A 26,563-nucleotide genomic window follows, 5' to 3' on the forward strand; every position below is an offset into this window, starting at 1 on the left:
AATGTCTTACGCTGGGAAAACTCCAGTAGAAAGATAACGGTCGCCACGGTCGCAGACAATAAAGACAATCGTGGCATTTTCTACTTGGCGAGCAATTCGTAAGGCAACAACCAAAGCCCCGCCAGCTGAGATACCGCAGAAGATACCCTCTTCTGCAGCAAGGCGACGGGCCATCTCTTCAGCATCCGCTTGGCTTACATACTCAATACGATCAACCTTGTCGCCCTGATAAATCTTTGGCAGATACTCTGGAGCCCATTTACGAATACCTGGAATCTGCGAACCCTCTTCCGGTTGCGCACCAATAATCTGAATATCGGGATTCATGGACTTCAGATAAGTTGACACTCCAGTAATAGTTCCAGTAGTACCCATCGATGAAACAAAGTGCGTAACTTGACCATCAGTATCACGCCAGATTTCCGGGCCAGTAGTCTCGATATGGGCACGTGGGTTATCCGGATTTGCAAATTGATCTAACAATCTACCGCGGCCCTCTTTTTGCAATTGCAGTGCATAGTCACGGGCAAATTCCATACCACCAGAAGCTGCTGTCAGAATTAACTCTGCACCGTAAGCAGCCATACTTTGGCGACGTTCAATGCTTTGATTCTCGGGCATCACCAAAACCATCTTGTAGCCCAACATCGCAGCAGTCATGGCCAAAGCAATACCAGTATTACCGCTAGTTGCTTCAATGAGAGTGTCGCCTGGTTTAATTTCACCACGCTCTTGAGCGCGCAGGATCATCGACAGCGCAGGCCGGTCCTTAACCGACCCCGCTGGATTATTACCCTCCAACTTTCCTAGAATCAGATTACCTTTTGAATCGTTTTCAGCGCCAGGAATACGTTGCAAACGAACCAGGGGTGTATTACCCACGGTCTGTGAAATAGTTAAGTAAGAAGGTGTGCTCATGAAACCATTTTAGCCATAAGCCAGGCTAGACGTAAAAGGGTTTAATTTCGGCGATTTCCTTCCGCACGATCCGCACTATGGCGAGAGCTAGTTTGACCACGAGAGCTGCGTCTACTAGCCTTGACTCCCTCTTTATTCGTCCTACCATGCGGTTCACGAAAGGAGCTGGGCGCCTCAATAGTTAAGCCGTTATCCACCATCTTTTCAACTGATTTCATACCAATGCCACGTACGCGTTTTTGTAAATCATTAGCATCCTGAAAATGCCCACCATCCAAACGCTCCGCAATAATGGTTTTCGCTTTAGATGGTCCGATACCTTTGATACTCTCTAGCTCGGACTGGGTGGCCGTATTGACGTTAATTGGTGAGGCTGAAGATAAAGCTGAGACAGCAACCAATACCGAAAATACTAAGGACTTTAATAATTGATTCATGTAATCTCCATCGGTTAATAAAAAATCCACTCACACGAAGTGCAAGTGGATCAGTTACAACGAATAGAAATTCAGTCTGTTGACTGCTTTTTAAAATCTAAAGCGGGCTTGCCAAGAAATCAGCATTGGCCGATAGCCAGGCGATATAACGACTGACACCCTGCTCAACATTGAGGAAGGGCTCTGAGTATCCAGCGGCACGCAACTTAGTTAAATCAGCCTGAGTAAAGCACTGGTACTTGCCTTTGAGTGCATCTGGAAATGGAATGTACTCAATCGCTTTTTCTTTAACCAACTCTTCAAGGCTAGCAGGCTTGGCATTATCGATTTTACGCATGGCGTTTGCTACCGCATGAGCCACATCATTAAATGGCTGCGCATGACCACTACCGAGATTAAAGATGCCACTGATTTCTGGACGATCCAGGAAATACAAATTTACTTTCACTACGTCTTCTACTGAAACAAAGTCACGACTCTGCTCACCAGCAGCATAACCACCATATTCACCAAAGAGTTTTACTTTGCCATTGGCTTTGTATTGGTGATATTGGTGAAAGGCTACTGAAGCCATGCGACCCTTGTGTGACTCACGAGGACCATAGACATTGAAGTACCTAAATCCAACTACTTGAGCAGCATTAGATTTTTCAGCAAAACGCTTGCGCATGACTTGATCAAATAAGAACTTAGAGTAGCCATAAATATTCAATGGCTTCTCATGCTCACGGCTTTCGACAAAAACATCTGATCCACCATAAGTAGCTGCGGAAGAAGCATAGAGTAGCTGCACTTTTTGTTCTGTACAGATATCGAGCAAGTCCATGGTGTAGCGGAAATTATTTGCCATCATAAAGATGCCATCAGTTTCCATCGTATCGGAGCAAGCCCCCTCATGAAACACCGCCCTGACCTTACCAAAACGACCGCTTCTAAATGCTTCTAGAAACTCATCCTTATCAAGATAATCAATGATGTCTAGATCGGCCAAATTACGATACTTATCCGCAGGACGTAAATCATCTACGGCAATAATATTTTTCTCGCCTCGCGCATTGAGCGCCTGAACAATATTGGCACCGATAAATCCAGCGGCGCCAGTTACGATAATCGTCATTGCAATTCCTCAGAAGTAACGGTGGCTGTTCCTAACTTGCCAACCACAATACCACCAGCTCGATTAGCTAAAGCCATAGCTCTTTCCAGGGGCCAGCCAGCTGCCAGCGCCACTGCCAGCGTACCAATGACGGTGTCACCTGCACCAGACACATCAAATACTTCGCGTGCCTGTGCTTTTACATGACTCACACCAGCCTCAGTAAATAAGCTCATACCCTCTTCAGAGCGAGTCAGGAGAAGCGCCTCCAAATTTAATGATTTTCTAAGATCTTGAGATCTCTTTGTGAGATCTTCTTCGCTGGTCCATTGACCAACTACCTGACGCAACTCACTGCGATTAGGCGTCAGTACAGTAGCACCACGATATTTAGCGTAATCATCACCTTTAGGATCCACCAAAATCATCTTCTTCTGAGCGCGAGCCTGCTCGATCATCAAAGCGACCTGTCCCAATGCACCTTTGCCGTAATCAGACAAAATCACCACATCAGCATCGCCGACTAGCTTCTCATAACGCTCCAACTTATGAGCGAGAGCAGCCTCACTAGGGGCTTCTTCAAAATCCAAACGAATCAATTGCTGTTGTCTTGCAATCACACGTAACTTCACAGTGGTTGGCACTTTGCCATCCACCTCAAGTTGACTATCAACGTGGCTGGATTTCAGCAACTCGGTAACACGATGTCCTGGCTCATCATCGCCAATCACACCTAAAATTGTTGTCTTAGCACCAAGTGCTGCAACGTTACGCGCTACGTTAGCTGCGCCCCCTAAACGTTCATCAATCTTACCCACTTGAACTACAGGAACTGGCGCTTCTGGAGAGATCCGATTTGTATCGCCAAACCAATAGCGATCCAGCATGACGTCGCCCACCACTAATAAACGGGCTTTAGAAAATTGTTCTCGGTTGGCTTTTTCCACGATGTAACTAATCTCTCTAATCTTTCAAATAGATTCTTTTTGCTGGTAATTAATTATGACGACCAATACCTTGGTATTCAATGCCTAATTCTTGCATAGCTTGCGGCTCATACAGATTACGGCCATCAAAGATGATCGGGTTCTTGAGCTTGGCTTTGAGAAGATCGAAGTCGGGGCTACGGAAGGCTTTCCATTCAGTCACGATGACTAGAGCATCAGCACCTTGAGTGGCTGCCATAGGGTCATCCACTAAAGTGACTTGTTTGAGACCTTCTGGGTTACCTTTAAAGTCTATATCGAGGCAATGCTTAGTTTCTGGCATGGCTACTGGGTCGTAGGCCACTATCTGTGCACCACGTTTAACGAGTTCTTGAATAATCACACGACTTGGGGCTTCACGCATATCGTCTGTATTCGGTTTAAATGCTAAGCCCCACATGGCGAACTTTTTGCCCTTCAGATCCGCACCAAAGCGTTTTTCAATCTTTTCTACGAGGATGTACTTTTGAGCTTCGTTCACCGCCTCGACAGCATCCAAAATCTTCAGATCACGGCCATACTCAATTGCAGTCTTGGATAAAGCGGAAACATCTTTTGGAAAGCAAGAGCCACCATAGCCGGTGCCGGAGTACAAAAATCCATAACCAATGCGTGAGTCTGAACCAATACCTTGGCGCACTGCTTCAATATCAGCACCTACTAAATCAGCCAAATTGGCCAGCTCGTTCATAAAAGAGATGCGAGTAGCTAACATGGCATTAGCTGCGTATTTAGTCAGCTCAGCACTTTTGACATCCATGTAATAGGTACGCTCATGGTGACGATTAAATGGTGCATAGAGTTTGCGCATCTGTTCTTTTGCGCGCATTCCCGCTGGGGTGCTTTGTGTGCCAATCACAATGCGATCTGGGCGCATAAAGTCTTCTACTGCCGCGCCCTCTTTGAGAAACTCCGGGTTAGAAACTACGGAGCACAGTTCTGGTGAGAGGCCACGCTTTTCTAATTCTTCAGTAATTGCAGCAGAAACCTTATCGGCTGTACCCACTGGAACAGTAGATTTATCAACAATCACTTTAGGAGTCGTCATATGGCGACCAATATTGCGGGCTGCTGCTACAACGTACTGAAGATCAGCCGAGCCATCTTCATCGGGAGGAGTGCCAACCGCAATGAACTGAATATCACCATGGGCAACAGAAGCAGCAATATCAGTAGAGAACTGCAAGCGGCCAGCAGCGCGATTGCGCTCAATCATCTCTTTGAGGCCTGGCTCATAGATGGGCACGCCACCTGAGTTCAGAATCTCAATCTTCTTAGAATCTAAGTCAACACAAAAGACGCTATTACCCTGCTCTGCTAAGCAAGCTCCAGTAACAAGACCAACGTAACCGCTTCCAATGATGGTGACTTTCAAGATAGCTCCAAATAATTCTTATTAGATTGGTAATCGCAACGCAGATTACATTGAAGGGCCGCTAGGAACGGCACCTTCACTGCGTCTTGGTGAGTATGCCTCCCAATTGTTACAACCCGGGCACTGCCAGTAAAAACGTCGTGCACGGAAACCGCAATTGCCACAGGTATAGCGGGCCAAGCTTGTTGTGCGCTGCTTCAATAAACTGAGTGTTGCCTGTAAATCTGATACTCGCTCTGGTGTACCGTTACTTTCTGCTAAAGCCAAACGAGTCTCAGCCAGCTTAGAAAGTGCACTCAAGCTTGGTGAATGCTGCATCACTTCAACCAGCATCACTTCAGCGGCTTGTGCCCCACGAATTTGAGTCATATGCTTTTGCACAATATCAAGCAACTCACCAGAAGCTTGGGTCTTTAACAATTCACAAAGTGCACTTAAGCCTTCATCTGCTTTATTTAGCGCAGCATGTGCTGCCATCCACCGATCTGCAAGTAAATGCATGTAAGCAGGATGTGTTTTAGCAATCACGGCCCACACTTCAATTGCCTGGGCTGGACGATCCATGGCAATCAGATAATCGCCTTGCAAAATCAGCGCACGGGCATGATGCGGAACTGCTTGCAAGGCCAATTGAACAGATTGCTCGACCTCTGGCAAATCCTTACGGCGCAGTGCTTCTTGACCCAACTCACAATGAAATTGTGCAATCTCAGTATGGTGGGATTTTCCTTGTAAGCCTGCGAGTTCGCTAGCAGCAATAATGGCCTTCTTCCAATCTCGCTCGATCTGATACATCTCGAGCAGGCTCTCTTTCGCAGGCGCTGCAAACTTGCCCTCACCCACACGGTTTAAAGATGCTTCGGCGCGATCTAATAAACCAGCACGTAGAAAATCTCGGCCTAATTCATAAGCAGCATGGTCTCGATCGCGCGGCTTCAAATCATCGCGATTGGCCAAGTGTTGGTGCACTCGAATGGCGCGCTCAGTCTCACCACGGCGACGGAACAAATTACCCAAAGCAAAATGAAGTTCAATGGTTTCAGGGTCAAGCTGAGCAATCTTGACTAGAGTTTCAATCGCCTGATCTGGCTGCTCGTTTAATAAGAGACTTAAACCTTTAAAGGTTGAGCGTTGCTGACGCATACGCTCGCGCTCATCCATACGATTCTCAAGACGCAGATCCCAGCGCGAAGCCAGCCAGCCAATACCAAACATGACTGGCAATAACAGGAGCCAAGCGGTTGCAATCTGAATCATGCTGTACAGAACTTAAATAAAAAAATGGTCCGAATGGACCACTGGATATGCGCTATGTGACTAGGCACCAGAACCCTCTTTAGGGCTCACTTGCTTTAGAGGCTTGTAGTCAACGCGCTCACGTAATTCTTTGCCAGGCTTGAAATGGGGCACCCGTTTTTCTGGGATCAATACCTTCTCACCAGATTTGGGGTTGCGGCCAGTACGCGCAGGACGGTGATGCAAAACAAAGCTACCAACACCGCGTAACTCAATTCGCTTGCCTTCGGCTAAAGCGTGAGTCATGGTGTCTAGCAATGTTTTTACTGCTAACTCGACATCACGAGGTAATAGCTGGGGAAACTGTTCCGCCAAGCTCTCCACGAGTTCGGAGCGAGTAATTGCTTGTTGCTCTTGATCTGACATGATCTATCAATAAAAAAACCGCCGCTCTCCTAATGGAAAGCGGCGATATTGATTTAGCCTTGATTGTCCAACTTCGCTTTTAACAAAGCACCCAAGTTGGTTGTGCCGGACTGCGCATCACCTTGGAGCTTGCTCATAGCGTCTTGTTGGTCAGAGCTGTCTTTAGCTTTGATTGAAAGATTGATTGCACGTGACTTACGATCAATATTAATGATCATGGCAGTCACAGTGTCGCCTTCTTTCAATACATTGCGTGCATCTTCAACGCGATCTGTTGAGATCTCAGAAGCACGTAAGTAAGCTTCAACTTCATCAGCCAAGTGAATAGTTGCACCCTTAGCATCAACAGCCTTCACAGTACCAGTTACAAGGCTACCCTTGTCGCTGACAGATGTGTAGTTATTGAATGGGTCACCAGACAATTGCTTGATACCAAGAGAGATACGCTCTTTCTCAACATCAATAGCCAATACAGTAGCTTCAACTTCGTCGCCTTTTTTGTATTTCTTAACAGCTTCTTCACCTGGCTCATTCCATGAAAGGTCTGAGAGGTGAACTAAACCGTCGATACCACCAGGCAAACCAATGAAAACGCCAAAGTCAGTAATAGACTTGATTGCGCCAGTCAACTTGTCGCCTTTTTGTTGGCCACGTGAGAACTCTTCCCATGGATTTGCTTTGCACTGCTTGATGCCCAAGCTAATACGACGCTTGTCTTCATCAATATCCAGAACCATGACTTCAACTTCGGTTCCTAATGCAGTAGCTTTGCTTGGAGCAACGTTCTTGTTAGTCCAGTCCATTTCAGAAACGTGTACCAAACCTTCGATACCAGATTCGATTTCAACGAATGCGCCGTAGTCAGTCAGGTTAGTTACCTTACCGAACAAACGGGTGTTTGGTGGGTAACGACGAGCGATACCAACCCATGGATCATCGCCAAGTTGTTTCACGCCAAGTGAAACACGGTTCTTCTCTTGATCAAACTTCAAAATCTTAGCGGTAACTTCTTGACCAACAGTCAACATCTCGCTTGGGTGACGCACACGACGCCATGCCAAATCGGTAATGTGCAAGAGGCCATCGATGCCACCGAGGTCCACGAATGCGCCGTAGTCAGTGATGTTCTTAACGATACCTTGAACAACGCTACCTTCTTTGAGGTTAGACATCAACTTCGCGCGCTCTTCACCTTGGCTAGCTTCAACAACTGCTCGACGTGACAACACTACGTTGTTACGCTTACGGTCAAGCTTGATAACCTTGAACTCCATCGTCTTACCTTCGTAAGGGCTGGTGTCCTTGATTGGGCGCGTATCAACGAGTGATCCAGGCAAGAATGCGCGGATACCGTTAACCATGACTGTCAAGCCGCCTTTAACCTTACCAGTAACAGTACCGGTAACGATCTCAGCTTGCTCGAGAGCTTTTTCCAAGTTCATCCATGATGCCAAGCGCTTAGCTTTGTCACGGGAAAGGATTGTGTCGCCATAGCCGTTCTCAAGAGCGTCAATAGCAACAGAAACGAAATCGCCAGGAGCTACTTCAATCTCGCCAGCGTCGTTATGGAATTCTTCAACAGGAATAAACGCTTCGGATTTCAATCCAGCGTTAACAACGACGAAGTTATGGTCGATGCGAAGGACTTCAGCCGAAATAACTTGGCCGGTCTTCATATTCGATCGGGTTAATGATTCTTCAAATAGTTCTGCAAATGATTCAGACATTTATATATTCACTTTGTGCCGCCAGAAGGCCTGACGGGTTAGGTTAAAAAAGTCCCAAGAAACACGCTAAATTAGAAAATCGCGTTGTAGAGTTCCTTAAGACGCCAAAACAACTTCTACTACTGCTTACTGCCCACCAAGAACTAAGCTATTTTCGATTGATACCAATCTAAAACCGTCTTAACAGCTTGATCTATCGATAATTCCGATGTTTCTAGCACCTTGGCTCCGTCTGCAACTAACAAAGGTGCGGCACCTCGACTACTGTCTCTGGCATCGCGCGCTTGTAAATCCTGCAGCAAGTCCTCTAGTTTAGCAGAAATTCCCTTAGCTATCAATTGCTTATACCGACGTTCAGCTCTGGCTTCAGCGGTTGCAGTGAGAAAAACCTTCAAAGCTGCATCGGGAAATATGATGCTTGCCATGTCACGGCCATCGGCCACTAGACCTGGAGAAGTCCTAAAACCATGCTGCACCCCAACCAAGGCCTGTCTAACCTCTGGATGCACTGCAATTGCAGATGCACGCAATCCAATCTCCTCAGTACGAATAGCATCAGTGACATCTTCAGAATTGAGCAGAATTTGGCGATTTTTGAAGGAAATCACCAGTTTTTTAGCCAAAATACCCAGTTCTGAGCCATTTTTGGTATCAATCGATGCTTTTTGACTTCCCAGGGCAACCAGTCGATACAAGGCCCCGCTATCCAAATAATGAAAACCTAACTTTTCTGCCACCAAGGAGGCAACCGTTCCCTTACCAGAGGCGGTAGGTCCATCAATCGCGATAACTGGAGGCAAGTTCATCAACAGCAAGTTTTAGGAAACGACCTTTGCAAACTCAGCAAAGTAGGTGGGGAATGTTTTAGCAACACAATTAGGATCATTAATCTGTAGCGCATTAGGACCAAAAGCGGCCAATGAGAAACACATCGCCATGCGGTGGTCATCATAAGTATCAATGCCCTCTGCAGGAGACTTCCAGTCAGCGAGTGACTGAGGGGCTTGCACCACGATGTAGTCAGCGCCCTCCTCAACGATAGCACCCACTTTTTTCAACTCTTTTGCCATTGCAGCAATACGATCGGTTTCTTTCACGCGCCAACTGGCAATATTGTTTAAGCGAGTAGGGCCTTCAGCAAACAGTGCAGCAACAGCAAGCGTCATCGCCGCATCTGGAATTTCCGTGCAATCAATGGTGATCCCGTTGAGCTTGCCATTCGCATTTTTCACGCCAGCGACTTCAATCCAATCTTCACCAGAAGAAATCTTAGCGCCCATTAATGCGAGTGCATCAGCAAAAGCAACATCACCTTGAATACTCTCGCTGCCCACACCTAAGACGCGCACCGGTCCACCACCAATGGCGCCAAGCGCCAAGAAGTAAGAAGCAGATGATGCATCACCCTCAACCGATAAGGTGCCAGGGCTTTGATAGACTGCCTCAGAAGTCTTAGCAGGGATTACAAATGACTGCGCATGAGGACAATCTACTTTGACGCCAAAGCGTGCCATGAGCTTGAGTGTGATGTCGATATAAGGGCGAGAAATCAATTCACCAATCACTTCAATTCTGACGGGCTCTTTTGCTACCAAAGGCAAAGCCATCAACAAGGCTGTCAAGAATTGACTAGAGACATCACCGCGCACCTTAACAACATCCTTGATCTCAATATCCGCAGCAAGAATCTTGATCGGTGGATAGCCTTCTTGTAATTCGTAATCAATCTTTGCGCCGACTTGTCGTAATCCATCCACTAGATCCCGAATAGGACGTTCATGCATACGAGGCACACCAGATAAACGATAGTTGCCACCTTGCATTGCAAGTGCTGCTGTGAGCGGACGAATCGCTGTACCCGCATTACCCATAAAAAGATCTGCGTTTTGTATGGGGAACTTACCACCGCAACCTTCAACCACACAAACTTTGTCGGCATGATCGATTACCGATAGGCCTAATTGGCGAAGCGCATTACGCATCACTTGCGTATCGTCAGCATCTAGTAAATTTTTAAGAGTTGTCGTGCCTTTAGAAAGCGCTGCCAATAACAAGGCGCGATTAGAAATACTCTTAGAGCCTGGCAACACAATCGAGCCTTGAGCTCGCTTAAATGGACCAATCTGGATATCAGGCAAACCACTCATCAAAGTACATCCAAATCTTGACGCGCCTTACTTGCTTTATTAAATAATTTCTCTAAACCAGCACCATCATTTTCAGAAATCAACTTACGCATGTGATTGACGATGAGTAGATATTGATCAAGCTCTTTCAGAACGGCCGTGCGATTACCCAAACAAATGTCGCGCCACATTTCCGGACTTGAAGCGGCGATGCGTGTGAAATCCTTAAAACCTGCACCAACATGACTTAGCTTTTGATCAGCATCTTCTGAATTAACCACACTGGCCATTAATGCATAAGACAGAATATGTGGCAAATGAGAAACCGCTGCATAGATCGCATCATGCTGTACACAAGAAATCTTTTTCACTACAGAGCCAACCGACTGCCAGAAACCCTCAATGAGATCTGTATCTTGCGAGGAGTTTTCTTGTAACGGACAAAGAATCGTTTGTTTGCCCACAAATAAATCAGCTTTAGCAGCGCTCGCACCATGTTGCGCGCCACCCGCAATGGGATGTGCAGGAATAAATTGGCAAGCCTTTTTACCTAAGACTTCCTTGGCAGCCAAAATCACATCGCCTTTAGTGCTACCAGCATCTGTCAGCATGGTCCGAGATTCTAAGTGTGGCTCGATGACTTCAAAAGTAGCACGCATTTGCGCAACGGGTACACACAAGACAATCACATCAGATTGTTTTGTTGCTTCAATTAAATCAACCACTGCATCAATCGCGCCCATCTTGAGGGCTTGATCTAGATTCTGCGCACTGCGTCCAACACCCAAAACCTGATTAACGACGCCCGCCTTTTTAAGAGCCAAACCAAGGGATGCTCCAATCAAGCCAACACCAACAATGGTGACAGTACCGTAATTACTAGATGGATTAATGATGGCCATTGGCTAATTCAGCTTATGTATTTTTTATTGAATAACTACTTCGCCAAAATATCTTTGAGTGCTGTGATAAAGGCGGCATTTTCTTCGGGCAAGCCGATAGAAATGCGCAACCATTGTGGCAAACCATAATTACCAACTGGGCGAACAATAATGCCGCGCTTTAGCAACTCCAGATTAATGCGAGCGCCAGCGCTATCGTCTTCACCCACCTTGACCAACACAAAATTGCCAGCCGATGGGAGATAAGTCAGGCCAAGTGCATCAAATGCTTCGGTGAGTTGAGTAAACCCAGCGCGATTGAGTTCAAAGCCTTGCTGCAAGAAAGTAGAATCCTGAAATGCAGCTATTGCTGCAGCTTGTGCAAGGCTATTCACATTAAATGGCTGACGAATGCGATTCAGTAAATCGGTCAAAGCGGGCTGGGCAACGCCATAACCAATACGTAAGCCTGCTAAACCATATGCCTTAGAAAAGCTACGAGACAAAATCATATTGGGGAAACGTTTCACCCAAGCAATTGCGTCATAGCGCTGCTCTGGAGTGAGGTACTCGTTATAAGCCTCATCCAAAACTACCACCACATGCGGCGGCAATGCGATCAAGAAATCCTCAATCTCTTTAGCACTTAAATAACTGCCAGTAGGATTATTAGGGTTGGCAACAAATACCAGCTTAGCTTTATCGCCCGCAGCTTTTACTGCTTGCAGCATCGCAGGCAAGTTATGGCCATACATTGCAGTAGCAGGCACTTCAATCGCCTTAGCACCAACAGCTTGTGTTGCCAGTGGATAAACTGCAAAAGCGTGTTTAGAGAAAATGACTTCGTCGCCAGCCTGAGCAACTGCACGTGCAGCCAACTCCAAAATGTCATTACTACCGTTACCTAAAGTAATCCAATCTGTTGGTACACCTAAGCGTGCAGCCAAAACATTCTTGAGCTCAAACCCATTGGAGTCTGGGTAACGACCCAAGTCTGCTGCTGCTTTAAGCATTGCATCTTGCGCGGATTTCGGCATGCCCAATGGATTCTCATTGGAGGCGAGTTTCACAATCTTGTTTTCATCAAGACCGTATTCCCGTGCAACCTCACTGATAGGGCGTCCGCCGACATAAGGCGCTATCGCATGAATATGCTTTAAACCGATATTAGATTTTGATGTCATGCTGAGTGAGGATAGGAGCCAAGATTTTTATAAAAAGCGGCTGTTGTTTTTAACTCTTCTAATGCTTTGGCTACTTTTGCGTCTTGTACATGGCCAGCAACATCGATATAAAAGTGATACTCCCAAGTACCCTTGCGAGCAGGGCGTGACTCAAAGCGATTCATGGAAACACCATGCTTTGCCAGTGGCTCTAGCAAGCGATGTACTGCGCCAGGTTGGTTATCTACTGATAGGACTAAAGAGGTTTGATCAGCACCAGTAGGCTGACACTCATAGGTGCCGACCACAACAAAACGTGTGCGGTTGTGTGGATCATCCTGAATCTGTGCAGCTACCGCCTGCAATCCATAAGCTTCTTGTGCGGGATCGCCAGCAATTGCCGCAAGCGTTGGGTCAATCGTGGCCATGCGCGCTGCCTCAGCGTTGCTGCTGACTGCCTGCCGCTTTAATTGTGGTGCATGTACGCTTAACCATTGTTGGCATTGAGCTAACGCTTGGGCATGCGCGCAAACAGTAGTTACGCCATCCAAATTTCCACTCTTAGTTAAGAGGTGATGACGAATAGGTAGAACCACTTCGCCACTAATGCGCATTGGAGAATCCAAGAGCAAATCTAAGGTACGAGAGATGGCACCCTCGCTAGAGTTTTCTACAGGCACAACACCAAACTGCGCCGCACCCTTTTCTACCGCCTTAAATACTTCATCAAGGCTATTGCAAGGTAAGCCAGCAATCGAGTGGCCAAAATACGTTTGTGCCGCTTGCTCTGAAAATGTTCCCACTGGTCCGAGATAAGCAATCGTCTGACGGGCTTCTAAGGCGCGACAAGCTGACATCACCTCGCGCCAAATTGCAGCAATGCCATCGGGCAATAATGGGCCGCTACTAAGCTCTTGTAAGCGTGCGACAACCTGTCGCTCTCGCTCCGGCCTAAACACTGGCGATGAAAAGCCACCTTTAATGTGGCCAACTTCTTGGGCTGCTTTTGCACGCTGTGACAACAAATCTAAAATCTGTGCGTCTAGCGCATCAATCTTCTCGCGAATTGGCGCAAGGCGCTGCTCTTCAGTACTCTGGTCTTTGGAGCTCATGAGGCACGCCTTTCAAAGTCACGCATAAATTCTACTAAGGCTTTAACGCCTTCGATTGGCATTGCGTTGTAAATGCTGGCACGCATGCCACCAGCCGCCTTATGACCACGCAAGGCAACTAAGCCTGCTGCATTAGATTGCTCCAAGAACTGAGCGTTTAAATTTTCATCCTTCAAAAAGAAGGTAACGTTCATTCTGGATCGATATTCTTTAGGAATGCGATTCTCGTAAAGACTGCTTTGATCTAAAAAGTTATAGAGTAACTCTGCTTTTTCTTGATTGCGTTTCTCAATTACCTTTACACCGCCCTGCTTGAGCAACCATTTAAAGCCTAGTCCCGCCATATAAATTGAAAAAGTTGGTGGCGTGTTGAGCATTGAGTCAGTTGCCGCCTGCTTAGACCAATCCCAAATCGACGGAGTGATCTTCATGCTGTGCCCCATCAAGTCCTTACGCACGATCACAATCGTCACGCCAGATGGGCCAATATTTTTTTGCGCCCCACCAAACCAGACGCCGCACTTAGTGACGTCCATCTCTTTAGAAAGAATGTTGCTAGAAATATCTGCAACTAATAACTTGCCATTGACATCAGGCACATCTGGAAACTCTACGCCGCCAATAGTTTCATTAGCACAGTAGTGGACGTAAGCAGCATCATCCGATAGTTGCCAAGAAGATCTTGCAGGAATCGTATTAAATTTTTCAGATGCAGAAGATGCAGCTAAATGAGCAACACCATATTTTTCAGCTTCTTTATAAGACTTTTCAGACCAGATGCCAGTTACTAAAAAATCTGCTTTAGGGCCATTTTTGGCCAAGGGCATGAGGTTCATTGGAATAGCGGCATTTTGACCTAAGCCGCCACCCTGCAACATCAATATTTCATAGGAATCCGGGATATTCATGAGGGCGCGCAAGTCTTGGAGCACCTCTTCATAAAGCGCCATGAACTCTTTGCCGCGATGACTGACTTCCACGACGCTCGCGCCTAAGCCCTGCCAGTTCAACATCTCCGCTGCGGCCTGCTTTAATACCTCTTCAGGTAAGGTGGCAGGCCCCGCAGCGAAATTGAAAATGCGGCGGTCAAACGTCATGATGAATTAATTAACCTTGTATGAATGCCAATTAGGCATCACCAGCTTCATCAGAATTGGAGTCAACTGCTGGATCAGCGGCTACATCCTCGCCCTCTTCACCATCATCCAAATCATTCTCATCATCAGAATCGCTTTCAGCAATACGCTGCAGGCCAGACAAACGAGTGCCTTCATCAACGTTGATCAAAGTGACGCCTTGTGTGGCACGCCCCATTTCACGAATCTCTGAAACACGTGTGCGCACTAAGATGCCGCCAGTAGTAATCAACATGATTTGATCTTCAGGAGAAACCAGAGCAGCAGCAACTACTTTACCGTTACGTTCAGTTGTTTGGATTGCGATCATGCCCTTAGTGCCGCGACCATGACGGGTGTATTCACCAATTGGGGTGCGCTTACCAAAACCATTCTCAGTTGCAGTCAACACGCTGCTTGGAATAGCAAGGCCGTTCGCGTCGACAACTGCGGCCTCAGCACCTTCAGCAGCTTCAGCTGGAGCGACCAACATGGCAATCACTTGATGACCTTCGCCCAAGTTCATACCACGTACACCGCGAGCTGTACGACCCATTGGACGCACATCGTTCTCATCAAAGCGCACTGCTTTACCAGCGTCAGAGAACAACATCACATCATGCTGACCATCAGTAATAGCTGCGCCAACTAGGAAGTCGTTTTCATTTAAATCGACAGCAATAATTCCAGCCTTACGTGGATTGGAGAAGTCTGACAAACGTGTCTTCTTCACGGTACCTAGACTTGTTGCCATAAAGACGTAATGATCATCTTTGTATCCCTTGATTGGGAGAATTACCGTAATCTTTTCGCCTTCAATCAGCGGGAACATATTGACGATTGGCTTACCGCGTGAGTTGCGGCTGCCTTGTGGAACTTCCCACACTTTGAGCCAGTACATACGTCCACGATCTGAGAAGCAAAGAATGATGTCATGTGTATTCGCAACGAAGAGGGTTTCAATCCAGTCTTCATTCTTAGTAGCTGCAGCTTGCTTGCCACGACCACCGCGTTTTTGCGCACGGTATTCACTCAGAGGCTGGCTCTTCATGTAACCCGTATTAGAAAGCGTGACCACCATATCTTGCGGAGTGATCAAGTCTTCTGTGAACAACTCGGTGGCATTCATTTCGATAAATGAACGACGACCAGAATCACCACCAGCAACACCAAACTCAGCTTGCACTTCTTTCAATTCAGATTCGATGACTTGAGTGACGCGCTCTGGCTTAGCAAGTAAGTCGAGCAAATCTGAAATCTCTGCCATCACATCTTTGTACTCATTCACAATCTTGTCTTGCTCAAGACCAGTCAAGCGTTGCAAACGCATCTGCAGAATTTCCTGCGCTTGACTATCAGACAAACGATAGAGACCAGTTGTTTGCATGCCGTACTCAGGCAATAAACCTTCGGGACGGTAAGCATTGCGACCGCCTGGAGTATCCGTCTCAGCACGCGCCAACATCTCGCGTACCATGGAAGAGTCCCATGCCTTACTCATCAGCTCTTGCTTAGCAACCACAGGGTTTGCAGCAGCTTTAATGATGGCAATAAATTCATCGATGTTTGCCAATGCTACTGCCAAGCCTTCTAAGACATGACCACGTTCACGTGCTTTGCGCAATTCGAAAATCGTGCGACGTGTCACCACTTCGCGACGATGTTGTAAGAAGTACTCCAGCATTTGCTTTAAGTTGAGCAGGCGTGGCTGGTTATCTACCAGAGCCACCATATTCATACCGAAGTTATCTTGCAGCTGAGTGCTCTTGTATAAATTATTGAGAACGACTTCAGGCACCTCACCACGCTTGAGTTCAATCACGACACGCATGCCTGACTTATCAGATTCATCGCGTAGATCAGAAATGCCTTCTACTTTTTTCTCATTCACCAGCTCGGCAATACGCTCGAGCAGGTTCTTTTTATTCACTTGATACGGCAACTCATCAACGATGATGGCTTGACGAGCGCCCTTATCGAGGTCTTCAAAGTGGGTTTTAGCGCGCATTACTACGCGACCACGACCAGTGCGGTAGCCTTCTCGAACCCCCTGAACACCATAAATAATGCCGGCGGTCGGGAAATCCGGAGCAGGAATGATCTCAATTAACTCATCAATCGCGCATTCTGGATTGTGCAAGACGTGCAAACAAGCTGTAACCACCTCATCCAGGTTATGGGGAGGGATGTTGGTTGCCATGCCCACGGCAATGCCTGAGCTACCGTTAATCAGCAAATTAGGCACTTTTGCAGGAAGAATGAGGGGTTCTTTCTCGCTACCATCGTAATTTGGCCCGAAATCCACGGTTTCCTTGTCCAAATCAGCCAATAACTCATGGGCAATCTTACGAAGGCGGATCTCGGTATACCGCATTGCAGCAGCGTTATCACCGTCTACAGAGCCAAAGTTACCCTGTCCGTCAACCAGCATATAGCGCAGAGAGAAGTCCTGAGCCATACGAACAATCGTGTCATACACCGCAGAATCGCCATGTGGATGGTATTTACCGATCACATCGCCAACTATACGGGCAGATTTTTTGTAAGCACGGTTCCAATCGTTGTTTAATTCATACATCGCGAATAAAACACGTCTGTGCACCGGTTTGAGTCCGTCACGCACGTCTGGCAGGGCTCTGCCGACAATGACGCTCATTGCGTAGTCCAAATAGGACCGCCGCATTTCGTCTTCGAGGGATATTGGTAGTGTTTCTTTAGCGGCTTGTTCCATTTAGAAATAATATCATTTTGATGACTGATAGCCCCTATGCTAATATTCTGTCAGTTTGTACGAAATTGAGATGTGTCGCTTTGCGGTTTTTGCTTCAAAGTAGGGCGAATTACATTTAAGTTTGACTTTAATTAAAAAAGAGATTTTTGAGGACTAAAAATGAACAAAACCCTAAAAGTGTTGTTAGCTTCTGTTGTTACTGTTTCTGCTTCTGCAGCAATGGCTTCTGATAACTGGGAAAACAGCGCTGGTTTGAGCTGGAAAAACGGCGACGGCGCATTGTGCTGGCGTGATAGCAACTGGACACCTGCTACTGCAGCTCCTGGTTGCGATGGCTACTTGACAAAGAAAGCTGCTCCTAAGTCAGGCGTTAGCCAAAGCAAAATCACTTTGCAAGCTGACACACTCTATGACTTCAACAAGTCTGACTTGAAGCCAGAAGGCAAAGCAACTTTAGACAAAATCGCTAAAGACTTAAGCAAGATCAAATTAGAAGTAATTATTGCTGTTGGTAACACTGATAGCGTTGGTACTGATGCTTACAACATGGCTCTCGGCCAGCGTCGTGCTCAGTCAGTTAAAGCTTACTTAGTAAGCAAAGGTGTTGACGGTAGCCGTATTTACACAGAATCAAAAGGCAAGAGCAATCCAGTTGCATCAAATGCAACTGCTGAAGGCCGCGCTAAGAACCGCCGCACCGACATCGAAGTTGTTGGTACAGCTGCAGTTAAGTAATCCTTTTTACTTGTAAAAAAGCCCGGTTCTGCCGGGCTTTTTTATTTCCGCTATATTCGTAATTCCTTTATCTCCGGCATATTTTGTGCCCCTCACCCTATGAACGTCGATCAATCCGAAATCGCTAAATTCAGCGCCCTAGCCCATCGCTGGTGGGACCCTGAGAGTGAATTTAAGCCCCTGCATGCAATTAACCCATTGCGCCTGAACTGGATTAAGACCTTTGTTGACCTTAAGGGTAAGAAGGTGCTGGACGTGGGATGTGGCGGCGGCATTCTTGCTGAGTCAATTGCACAGTCTGGGGCCGATACTTGCGGGATTGATTTGTCTGAAAAAGCCCTGAAAGTCGCTGAATTGCATGCGCTCGAGGTAGGCGCCACCCTCCAATACCGCTCCATTTCTGCGGAAGCACTAGCTGAAGAAGAGCCAGAGCAGTATGACGTTGTGACCTGCATGGAGATGCTAGAACATGTGCCAAATCCTGCCTCAGTGGTTCGAGCTTGTGCGAAACTCTGCAAACCTGGCGGCGCCCTCTTTTTTAGCACCTTGAATCGCAGCCCTAAGTCCTACCTATTTGCCATTATTGGCGCGGAATACATCCTCCGACTTCTGCCAAAGGGTACCCACGAATACGCTAAATTCATCAAACCATCTGAATTAGTCGCATTTACTCGCCAAACAGGTTTAGAAATGATCGCAATGAAGGGGATGAGCTATAACCCTCTCACTCAGGTCTACAGCCTTGGTGATGACGTTGATGTGAACTATATGATTGCGGTGCGTAAATGAGTGGCGGGTTAGCAAGTCCTTACAAAGGTGTATTTTTTGATCTGGATGGCACCCTTGCGGACACAGCACCAGACCTCGTTGCGGCAGCCAACCAGCTTCTCATCGCCCGAAACCTTCCTCCTAAGCCATACGAAGTTTTACGCCCCTGCGCCTCTGCTGGAGCCCGCGGCTTGATTGGGGGCGCATTTGGAATTGAGCCAGAGCATCCAGACTTTATTCCGCTGCGAGATGAATTTTTCAGCAATTATGAAAAAGCGCTCTTGGTCAATAGCGTCATTTTTGAAGGTGTTGACCACCTCTTAGACCAATTGGATGAAGCAAAGCTCCCTTGGGGCATTGTGACCAACAAAAGTGAACGCTTTACTCACCCCCTGACAGACCTCATGGGGCTTCGTCAACGAGCAGTCTCTACGGTTTGTGGTGACACTACCCCTCACTCAAAACCCCACCCAGAACCCATTCTTCATGCAGCCAGAATCGCCAATATCGACCCCAGCAAGTCAGTCTATGTTGGCGATGACATCCGGGACATCATTGCGGGTAAAGCTGCAGGCATGATGACCATCGCAGCAGCCTACGGCTATTGCGGCTGTGAAGAACCTCCAGAAGCTTGGGGCGCAGATTATCTTGTACGCCACCCAAAAGAATTACTCCAAATCATCTTCCCGCAGTAGGGCTAAATTAACAATCTGCAAGATATCCAACAATTTAAGACTAAGAGCCTTAAAATAGACATACCAATGCATGAACTCCGGGGTCGACATGGTTTCGACGTGGATTACAAAGCATCAAGGGCATACCGAGGACCCGTTATCTCGTAAATCAATGGGAATGTAATAACTGCAAACGACGAACGTTTCGCACTAGCCGCTTAATTGCGGTTGCCCCTGAACTGATTCTCTCTTGGGTCAGCTAGCGCAAGCTAGGTCAGGGTCATTTACAAGAGATAAGATCATTTCATGTCACGGGGAATGGTTCGAAAACTTAGTGAATCGCCAGCGTGGAACATGTCAGTCTGTGACTAGCTAGCTAAATTAAATGATATGACTAAGTATGTAGAACTTGTTGTAGAGGATTTGCGGACGCGGGTTCGATTCCCGCCGACTCCACCAATTAGCAGTAAATTGATTTACTCAACAGTCAAACGCCACCTTCACAGGTGGCGTTTTTCTTTTAACGCTTTGGTGTTTTACCCACCATCTTTGCTGCTCTCAAGAAATCAAAGTCCACACCTTTGTCTGCTTGCGTGACTGTATCTAAGAATAGTTTTAGATAGCCACGCTCTGCAGTGGGCTCGACTACTGGATTGTCTTTTGCGCGCTGAGCTAATTCTTCTTCTGAGACTAACAAACTGATCTCGCGATTTTTCACACTCAAACGAATGCGGTCACCATTCTCTACATACGCTAGTGGCCCACCAACTGCTGCTTCTGGAGTCGCGTGCAAGACGATCGTTCCAAATGCAGTGCCACTCATACGGCCATCAGAAATACGCACAATATCTTTTACACCAGCACGCGCAAGCTTCATCGGAATCGGTATGTATCCCGCTTCAGGCATACCTGGTGCACCTTTAGGGCCAATATTCTTCAGCACCAAAATATCATCTGCAGTGACATCTAAATCAGGGCTATCAATTCGGTTGGCAAGATCCTCAGAATTCTCAAAGACAACTGCTCTACCCTCATGCTCCATCAATTTTTCGTGAGCAGCCGACTGTTTGATGATGGCGCCACCAGGCGCTAAATTGCCGTGTAATACAGCAATACTGCCGCGTGGATAAATTGGATTACTAAATGGGCGCACTACATCTTGCTTAAAACTCGGTGGGGCGGCATCAATTTCTTCGCCCAATGTTCGACCCGTTACCGTCATAGCATTCAGCTTCAGTAAAGGCTTTAGCTCGCGCAGCAAAGTAGCCATACCACCAGCATCATGGAAGTTTTCCATGTAGTGGTCACCTGATGGTTTGAGATCTACCAGCACTGGCGTCTCATCACCCATCTTATCGAGCGCATCTAGATCAATCTCTAGCCCCATACGGCCAGCGATAGCTGCTAAGTGAACGATGCCATTTGTTGATCCACCAATTGCTAACAACACACGCATCGCGTTTTCAAATGCATCGGCGGTTAATATCTTGTCAATCGTTAAACCATCTTTCGCCATCTGAACAGCACGTGTACCAGTCTCTTCTGCAATCCGAATGCGATCAGCTGTGACGGCTGGGGGTGAAGCACCACCTGGCACGGTCATCCCTAAGGCCTCAGATATACAAGCCATGGTGCTAGCGGTACCCATTACAGAGCAAGTCCCCACACTAGCCACCAATTGGTCATTCACCTCATCTTTTTCAACTTCATCAATTTCACCGGCACGGAATTTCCCCCAATAGCGACGACAGTCCGTACAGGCACCCACACGCTCACTACGATGTGAACCCGTTAACATTGAACCGGTAATCAACTGAATTGCTGGCAAGCCTGCAGAGGCTGCACCCATCATTTGAGCGGGCACAGTCTTATCGCAACCTCCAATCATGACCACGGCATCCATCGGTTGAGCCCGGAGCATCTCTTCCGTATCCATCGACATGAGGTTACGCAAATACATACTGGTTGGTGCGGCAAAACTTTCATGAATGGAGATGGTTGGGAAGTCCATTGGCAATCCACCAGCGAGCATAACGCCCCGCTTCACAGCCTCAATCAATTGCGGCATGTTTCCATGACAAGGGTTGTATGCACTTCCAGTATTGATAATGCCGATGACGGGCCGATCTAAAGCGCTATTGGTATACCCGGCACCTTTAATAAATGCCTTACGTAGGAATAAAGAGAAGCCTTTATCGCCATAACTTGTTAAACCCTTACGCAAACCACTTTCGGGAGCTTGATTTTTGTCTTTATTGTTATTGTTTGTCATGGGTAAATGTCTCTTATTCGGCACAATATTTTTATATCGCAAATATACTAAACTTTGTCTTAATTAATCTTTTAAGTTTAAAAAACTACAGTCAAAGCAAATATAAGGGTATCCATGTCAACCATCCAGCCATTCCATCTTGCCTTTCCAGTTAATGACTTAGCGGCAGCTCGCAGTTTTTACGGTAATACCTTAGGCTGCCCGGAAGGGCGCAGTTCAGATGAGTGGATTGATTTTGATTTCTTTGGACATCAACTCGTTGCTCATCTTGCCCCTGAAGAATGCGGCCATGCAAGCTCAAATGAGGTTGACGGACATCAAGTTCCAGTAAAACATTTTGGGGTTGTTCTCACAATGCCAGATTGGCATGCATTGGCTGACAAATTAACTCATAGCGGCATCAAGTTCATCATTGAACCGCAGATTCGCTTTAAGGGAATGGTAGGCGAACAGGCCACCATGTTCTTTTTAGATCCTGCTGGCAATGCCCTTGAATTCAAAGCATTTGAAGATCCAAGCCAGCTATTTGCTAAATAATTGACTTGGATGATTGGGCTATCAATTTTTAAAAGAATTGGTAGCTCATTCCCGCCTGAAAGTTTAAGGGCGCACCAACAAATATCCCATCTGGGCTTCTACTGGAAATATAACGTCGATTCAATAGATTGTTGACCACCCCAAAGATTTTCAAAGATTTATTTACCTGATAGTTTGCACTCCAATTCACAGTGGTGATTGAGGGAATCTCACCCAATGTGCCAATCGTATTTTGAGCTACAGTATTGGCGGAATCTGCGTATTGGGATGATAGGTAATTTAGACTCAGCAATGTTTTGAAATCATTTTTCTGATAATTAACCCCTAGGTTTGAAACCAGTTTGGCAGTATATGGAATGCGATTTCCATCGGCGCCCATAGAAGAATTTCCGACAAACTTTGCGACAGGAATATAAGTCAGATTTCCATTGAGACCCCATCCTGAAGCTAGCTGATATCCCAAAGCCAACTCTGTACCTTGATGCAAACTCTTGCCACCATTTGCTTTCGAAATGCCTGATGCAAGACTTTGATTCACAATTTGATTACTAAAATTCATACTAAAGACAGCTGCGTCATATGTGAAGCCGCCATTCTTACCACGCAATCCGAATTCAATATTGGTAGAGCGCTCTGGATCTAATTGCTGATCTACACCCTTTTCACTAATGGCAGTTGCAAGCTGTGCTGGAGCAAATCCCTTGTAAATACTGGAATAAATCTGCAGCTCAGGTGCAATCTGCCAAGTTGCTCCAATTTGAGGAACGGATTCAAGGTTTTTGGTACTTCCAGATGCATTTGTGATGATGTTATTTCTGCTTTGTCGATAACTCTCTAGTCGCAGTCCAGGAATAATTGCGAAATTTTTGCTCAACAGAAAACGATTCTGAAGATACATCGCCGTTGAGTTAGCCTTATTGTCCTCGTGACCCAGAACGGTGCCTGACTTATCGAAACTAGTAGAGCCCACCATTTGATTGATTTGTGACTCAGTATGAAGGCGTATTCCAAACTCAAGCTCATTATCAATCCCCATGGCATTAAAGGATTGGTTTAAACGAGAGTCTACCCCCAACATTTGAAACTCACGGTTACGCCCGAACATACAGTTGCTTAAGCCATTGCAATTGTTGAAGACAGTTTGATCAGCATTTCGGGTGCTAATACTTTGCCGCCAATAATCACGATCCAATCTACTCCAATAGACTAATGTATTTAGCTTGGTGTCGGGACCAATCTCCCAAGAGTGGTTTAGATCAACTGCATTACGCTGAGTAATAAAATAATCGTTCGGCGCTGGATTTCCTGAATGCTTCCCAAGGTATTGATTCGGTCTTAAGCCCACGTATGAAGTATTGATATTGTTGTCGTAGTGGGTGTACTTCAGACTAAGCCACTGATCTTGATTAATCGCTATCCCACCCTTAAACAAGATGTCGTACATCTTGTAGCCGTTTGCCTGATAGCCATCAGATTCTGATTTGATGATGTTGATCCCCGCAACCGCGCCATTCGATTCAGACTTACCACCCGCCTCTATCTGAGCCAATCGATAGCCATAATTTCCAGCCTTGCCAGATAACTTAAAGCCGTGTTCAGGGGTCTTAGTGAGATAGTTAATGACACCACCAATATTTGAAGGGCCATATTGAAGTCCTGATGCACCTTTGAGCACCTCTATTCCGCTCATGCGGTCTACGGGTGGGCTGTAATAAGATGCACTTGAAATAAATAGACTTGGATGAATTGGTGCCCCATCCTCCAAGAGCAATACTTTTTGGCTGCGACTGGGATTTAAACCCCGAATTCCAATATTTGGTATGGAGCCAAGCCCGCCCTCGTCCCCACGAATATTGACAGCTGGAACGGTCTTGAGGGCATCTTGTAGTGATAAGGGCTGAAGTATCTCTAATTGTTGTTGATTGATTACATCAACCGTGCCCGGAATCTTTGAGCGTGCACCTTCTTCTCGCCCCACAATATCCATTCGCGGTAACTCCACATCTTGAGCATAAGCACTCATCATCAATGTTCCTCCACACGCCAATAGGGCGCTTGAGGCCAATGCCATTCCTTGTTGCTTCATATGCAATCTCCAGAGATATAAACAAAAAATCGCTGGCTACTTGCATATTAAAAATACGTTTGCTGGCTAAAAAGATGTACTTCTTTACTTAGTCAAAATTAATTTTCCAAGTTTAGTAATGCTTAAAACATATCGTTGACCATCATGCACAATGACAACCGATTTATCTTTCCCAAGTAAGCTTCCACTTGATATCACTTTGCCCCAATGAGAGTCGTAACTAGAAACTAATTTAGCAATATCACCCATGTGTGAGCTCATCTCATGACTCCAATTGAAAGTGGATCGGTAGTTGATAACACTTAGATCCATTTTCTGATGCCTCACTCAGAGCCGAAAATCTCCAAGCTTTAACTGCTTCGATAGCTGACCGATCTAAGTTTTGATATCCCGAGCTTTGAGTAAGTCGCACACTCTCGACAAAGCCACGAGATCCAACACATAGCTGGAGATGAACAGCCCCCTGCTCACCCATCCGTCGACTCGCAAGCGGGTAATGCGGCTTTGGGTTAAAAAATTGACTTCTTCCTGCAAGCCCATGATCACCATGCTTTAAGGCTGACCCATTAGCAGCATCTTCTTGCATATCACTCTTGCCTGTATTTGAGCTAGGGACAGCAGCGATGTGATGATGGGATTGAAGTGGGTTGGTAGTTAATTGAGTTTTCGCTTGAGACCTATGCTCGCCACTTCTTAGACTAATCACAATAGTCTCTTCGTTGTGAGAATTCACAGCCCCTAATGAGTTATTCAAAACCCAGATCGCTAAACCTGCATGTACTGCAATAACGAAAAAGACAAATGGGAAATATATTTCAACGCTGGATTTCTGAGTCTTCAAAACAATACCTTTACTCACATCGATACATTTGTATTAGATGATAATTATTCTCATTTATTTTATGTAATAGCGATAGCATTAACAACCCTTGTGAGCAAGGGGATGAATACTGTAGGGGTATTAGAAGTTTATGAAAGTAATAAAAATTACTTAACTGCTAGGCGCCAAAGAGAAGTAGTTTCGGCAGATCTTGCAAAGTACAGAAGATCAGATTGATCAAAAGGCTTATGGTGCTTTGGCTTAGTATCAATACGACTAATTACCTTAAGCCCTCCTGCCTCAATCCACTCCAGTAATTCTGTTCTAGTCCTTAATCCGAGATGTTCGGCTAAGTCAGACAAAATTAACCAGCCCTCTCCATCAGGTAGCAAATGGTTTTTTAGTTCGCCCAAAAACCCTTTCAGCATTTGGCTCTCAGGATCATAAACAGCATGTTCCAAGGTGGAGCTCGGTCTTGCAGGTATCCATGGAGGATTGCAAACTATCAAAGATGCTTTCTCTTGCGGAAATAAATTAGCCTTGATGATTTGGATGCTGGAATCCAAACTCAATCGCTTAATGTTTTCTTTAGCACAAGCAAGCGCTCGCGCATCTTGATCGGTGGCAATAATCTTTTGTACACCTCGCATCGCTAAGATGACTGACAACACGCCAGTCCCTACGCCGACATCAAAAGCGATAGACTCTTTATCGAGTAATTTAGGCAACGGAGCGCTACAAACTAACTCGAGATACTCCCCGCGTATCGGTGAGAAAACCCCATAATGGGGATATATAAAAATAGGTTCACCTTCCTCATCAGCGAGAACAGGTACACCATTTTTACGCCACTCATGTGCACTGATTACCCCCAAGAGTTCCCGCAAGGAAATCACATAGGATTCAGTAGTTGGGCCATAGGCCTCAAGGCAAGCTAGCGAAACATCGGGCGCTCTTCGTAATGGAATGGCGTGATCAGAGTTGCATTGAATTAGCAACATGCCGAGGATTCGAGCTCTTTGTGACTGAATCAAACGATGCTTGTTAAATAGATCAATTGCGGTTGAAGATTGATCTACTCTCTTGCCAGCGCGTTTGGATTTCTTGGAAGGTTTATCAATGCGCCTTACCAAGGCTTGTAACAACTGACGGGCGTTTTGGAAGTCGCCACGCCAAAGGAGGGCTGTACCCTCACAAGCTAGACCATAGGCGTGATCCGCAGTGAGGGTGTCATCGGCAATGACCACTCGTTTATGCGCAGAAATACCATTCTCAGAATGCCAGGTCGCTGAACATGTCTGACCATTCTCTTCCCAATGAATGGAGTTGCTCTGGCTCATGA

23 protein-coding genes, 1 other RNA gene and 1 pseudogene are annotated in these 26,563 nt (G+C 46.3%); 5 read left to right on the forward strand and 20 right to left on the reverse strand.

Annotation, left to right across the window (positions count from 1 at the left end; all coding sequences use genetic code 11):
- Positions 1–6 precede the first annotated feature (6 nt).
- From cysM to gyrA, 15 genes and pseudogenes are all read right to left on the reverse strand, one after another.
- On the reverse strand, positions 7–918 hold the full coding sequence (gene cysM / locus GQ359_RS07440; protein ID WP_215386347.1) for a cysteine synthase CysM: 912 nt from the start codon (positions 916–918) through the stop codon (positions 7–9).
- Between the two features lie 41 nt (positions 919–959).
- Positions 960–1,355 (reverse strand): helix-hairpin-helix domain-containing protein, encoded by a 396-nt coding sequence (locus GQ359_RS07445; protein ID WP_215386348.1) that lies wholly within the window; start codon positions 1,353–1,355, stop codon positions 960–962.
- A gap of 97 nt (positions 1,356–1,452) precedes the next feature.
- Positions 1,453–2,472 (reverse strand): ADP-glyceromanno-heptose 6-epimerase, encoded by a 1,020-nt coding sequence (gene rfaD, locus GQ359_RS07450; protein ID WP_215386350.1) that lies wholly within the window; start codon positions 2,470–2,472, stop codon positions 1,453–1,455.
- The gene (rfaE1, locus tag GQ359_RS07455; protein WP_215386352.1) at positions 2,469–3,398 is read right to left on the reverse strand and encodes a D-glycero-beta-D-manno-heptose-7-phosphate kinase; all 930 of its coding nucleotides are present in this window, start codon (positions 3,396–3,398) and stop codon (positions 2,469–2,471) included. Before rfaE1 ends, rfaD begins: the two co-directional genes overlap by 4 nt.
- Positions 3,399–3,447: 49 nt before the next feature.
- Entirely contained in the window at positions 3,448–4,812 is a 1,365-nt protein-coding gene (locus tag GQ359_RS07460) for a UDP-glucose/GDP-mannose dehydrogenase family protein (RefSeq protein ID WP_215386354.1), read from the reverse strand.
- 45 nt (positions 4,813–4,857) lie between these two features.
- A complete protein-coding gene (gene lapB, locus GQ359_RS07465) occupies positions 4,858–6,069 on the reverse strand; it encodes a lipopolysaccharide assembly protein LapB (RefSeq protein ID WP_215386356.1) in 1,212 nt (403 codons plus the stop codon).
- Positions 6,070–6,177: 108 nt separating this feature from the next.
- Positions 6,178–6,474, reverse strand: a pseudogene (locus GQ359_RS07470) (integration host factor subunit beta); the annotation flags it as partial.
- A gap of 53 nt (positions 6,475–6,527) precedes the next feature.
- Complete coding sequence (gene rpsA, locus GQ359_RS07475) at positions 6,528–8,201, reverse strand: 30S ribosomal protein S1 (RefSeq protein WP_215301598.1); 1,674 nt, start codon at positions 8,199–8,201, stop codon at positions 6,528–6,530.
- A gap of 143 nt (positions 8,202–8,344) precedes the next feature.
- The gene (cmk, locus tag GQ359_RS07480) at positions 8,345–9,007 is read right to left on the reverse strand and encodes a (d)CMP kinase (protein WP_215386358.1); all 663 of its coding nucleotides are present in this window, start codon (positions 9,005–9,007) and stop codon (positions 8,345–8,347) included.
- Positions 9,008–9,019: 12 nt separating this feature from the next.
- Entirely contained in the window at positions 9,020–10,339 is a 1,320-nt protein-coding gene (aroA, locus tag GQ359_RS07485; RefSeq protein WP_215387934.1) for a 3-phosphoshikimate 1-carboxyvinyltransferase, read from the reverse strand.
- Between the two features lie 8 nt (positions 10,340–10,347).
- Complete coding sequence (locus tag GQ359_RS07490) at positions 10,348–11,229, reverse strand: prephenate dehydrogenase/arogenate dehydrogenase family protein (RefSeq protein WP_215386360.1); 882 nt, start codon at positions 11,227–11,229, stop codon at positions 10,348–10,350.
- Positions 11,230–11,264: 35 nt separating this feature from the next.
- Positions 11,265–12,392, reverse strand: a complete 1,128-nt coding sequence (gene hisC, locus GQ359_RS07495) for a histidinol-phosphate transaminase (RefSeq protein ID WP_215386362.1) — start codon at positions 12,390–12,392, stop codon at positions 11,265–11,267.
- Positions 12,389–13,483, reverse strand: coding sequence for a prephenate dehydratase (pheA, locus tag GQ359_RS07500; protein WP_215386364.1), 1,095 nt, complete (start codon positions 13,481–13,483; stop codon positions 12,389–12,391). The genes hisC and pheA overlap by 4 nt, the downstream gene beginning before the upstream one ends.
- Positions 13,480–14,580, reverse strand: coding sequence for a 3-phosphoserine/phosphohydroxythreonine transaminase (serC, locus tag GQ359_RS07505; protein ID WP_215386366.1), 1,101 nt, complete (start codon positions 14,578–14,580; stop codon positions 13,480–13,482). The genes pheA and serC overlap by 4 nt, the downstream gene beginning before the upstream one ends.
- Positions 14,581–14,611: 31 nt before the next feature.
- A complete protein-coding gene (gene gyrA, locus GQ359_RS07510) occupies positions 14,612–17,329 on the reverse strand; it encodes a DNA gyrase subunit A (protein ID WP_215386367.1) in 2,718 nt (905 codons plus the stop codon).
- Between the two features lie 159 nt (positions 17,330–17,488).
- Here gyrA and ompA point away from each other — a divergent pair, with 159 nt between their 5' ends.
- The 4 genes from ompA (at position 17,489) to ssrA (ending at position 19,965) form a co-directional block, all read left to right on the forward strand.
- Complete coding sequence (ompA, locus tag GQ359_RS07515) at positions 17,489–18,064, forward strand: outer membrane protein OmpA (RefSeq protein WP_215386369.1); 576 nt, start codon at positions 17,489–17,491, stop codon at positions 18,062–18,064.
- Between the two features lie 99 nt (positions 18,065–18,163).
- A complete protein-coding gene (gene ubiG / locus GQ359_RS07520) occupies positions 18,164–18,853 on the forward strand; it encodes a bifunctional 2-polyprenyl-6-hydroxyphenol methylase/3-demethylubiquinol 3-O-methyltransferase UbiG (RefSeq protein ID WP_215386371.1) in 690 nt (229 codons plus the stop codon).
- Positions 18,850–19,527 carry an HAD family hydrolase gene (locus GQ359_RS07525; RefSeq protein ID WP_215386373.1) on the forward strand — a complete coding sequence of 226 codons (678 nt, stop codon included), beginning with the start codon at positions 18,850–18,852 and terminating at the stop codon, positions 19,525–19,527. The genes ubiG and GQ359_RS07525 overlap by 4 nt, the downstream gene beginning before the upstream one ends.
- Positions 19,528–19,606: 79 nt before the next feature.
- Positions 19,607–19,965, forward strand: a transfer-messenger RNA (tmRNA) gene (gene ssrA / locus GQ359_RS07530).
- Between the two features lie 61 nt (positions 19,966–20,026).
- On the opposite strand, the gene GQ359_RS07535 is transcribed toward ssrA, so the two are convergent.
- Positions 20,027–21,778 (reverse strand): IlvD/Edd family dehydratase, encoded by a 1,752-nt coding sequence (locus GQ359_RS07535; RefSeq protein WP_215386375.1) that lies wholly within the window; start codon positions 21,776–21,778, stop codon positions 20,027–20,029.
- 114 nt (positions 21,779–21,892) lie between these two features.
- Here GQ359_RS07535 and GQ359_RS07540 point away from each other — a divergent pair, with 114 nt between their 5' ends.
- Positions 21,893–22,315, forward strand: coding sequence for a VOC family protein (locus GQ359_RS07540; protein WP_215386377.1), 423 nt, complete (start codon positions 21,893–21,895; stop codon positions 22,313–22,315).
- Between the two features lie 28 nt (positions 22,316–22,343).
- On the opposite strand, the gene GQ359_RS07545 is transcribed toward GQ359_RS07540, so the two are convergent.
- From GQ359_RS07545 to GQ359_RS07560, 4 genes are all read right to left on the reverse strand, one after another.
- A complete protein-coding gene (locus tag GQ359_RS07545; RefSeq protein ID WP_215386379.1) occupies positions 22,344–24,401 on the reverse strand; it encodes a TonB-dependent receptor domain-containing protein in 2,058 nt (685 codons plus the stop codon).
- 84 nt (positions 24,402–24,485) lie between these two features.
- On the reverse strand, positions 24,486–24,662 hold the full coding sequence (hemP, locus tag GQ359_RS07550) for a hemin uptake protein HemP (RefSeq protein ID WP_251367853.1): 177 nt from the start codon (positions 24,660–24,662) through the stop codon (positions 24,486–24,488).
- Position 24,663: 1 nt separating this feature from the next.
- Complete coding sequence (locus GQ359_RS07555; RefSeq protein ID WP_215386381.1) at positions 24,664–25,242, reverse strand: energy transducer TonB; 579 nt, start codon at positions 25,240–25,242, stop codon at positions 24,664–24,666.
- A gap of 146 nt (positions 25,243–25,388) precedes the next feature.
- On the reverse strand, positions 25,389–26,561 hold the full coding sequence (locus tag GQ359_RS07560) for a class I SAM-dependent methyltransferase (RefSeq protein WP_215386383.1): 1,173 nt from the start codon (positions 26,559–26,561) through the stop codon (positions 25,389–25,391).
- Positions 26,562–26,563: the final 2 nt, after the last annotated feature.

Origin of the sequence: Polynucleobacter sp. AM-7D1 (assembly GCF_018688455.1) — a bacterium.
Lineage (GTDB): Bacteria > Pseudomonadota > Gammaproteobacteria > Burkholderiales > Burkholderiaceae > Polynucleobacter.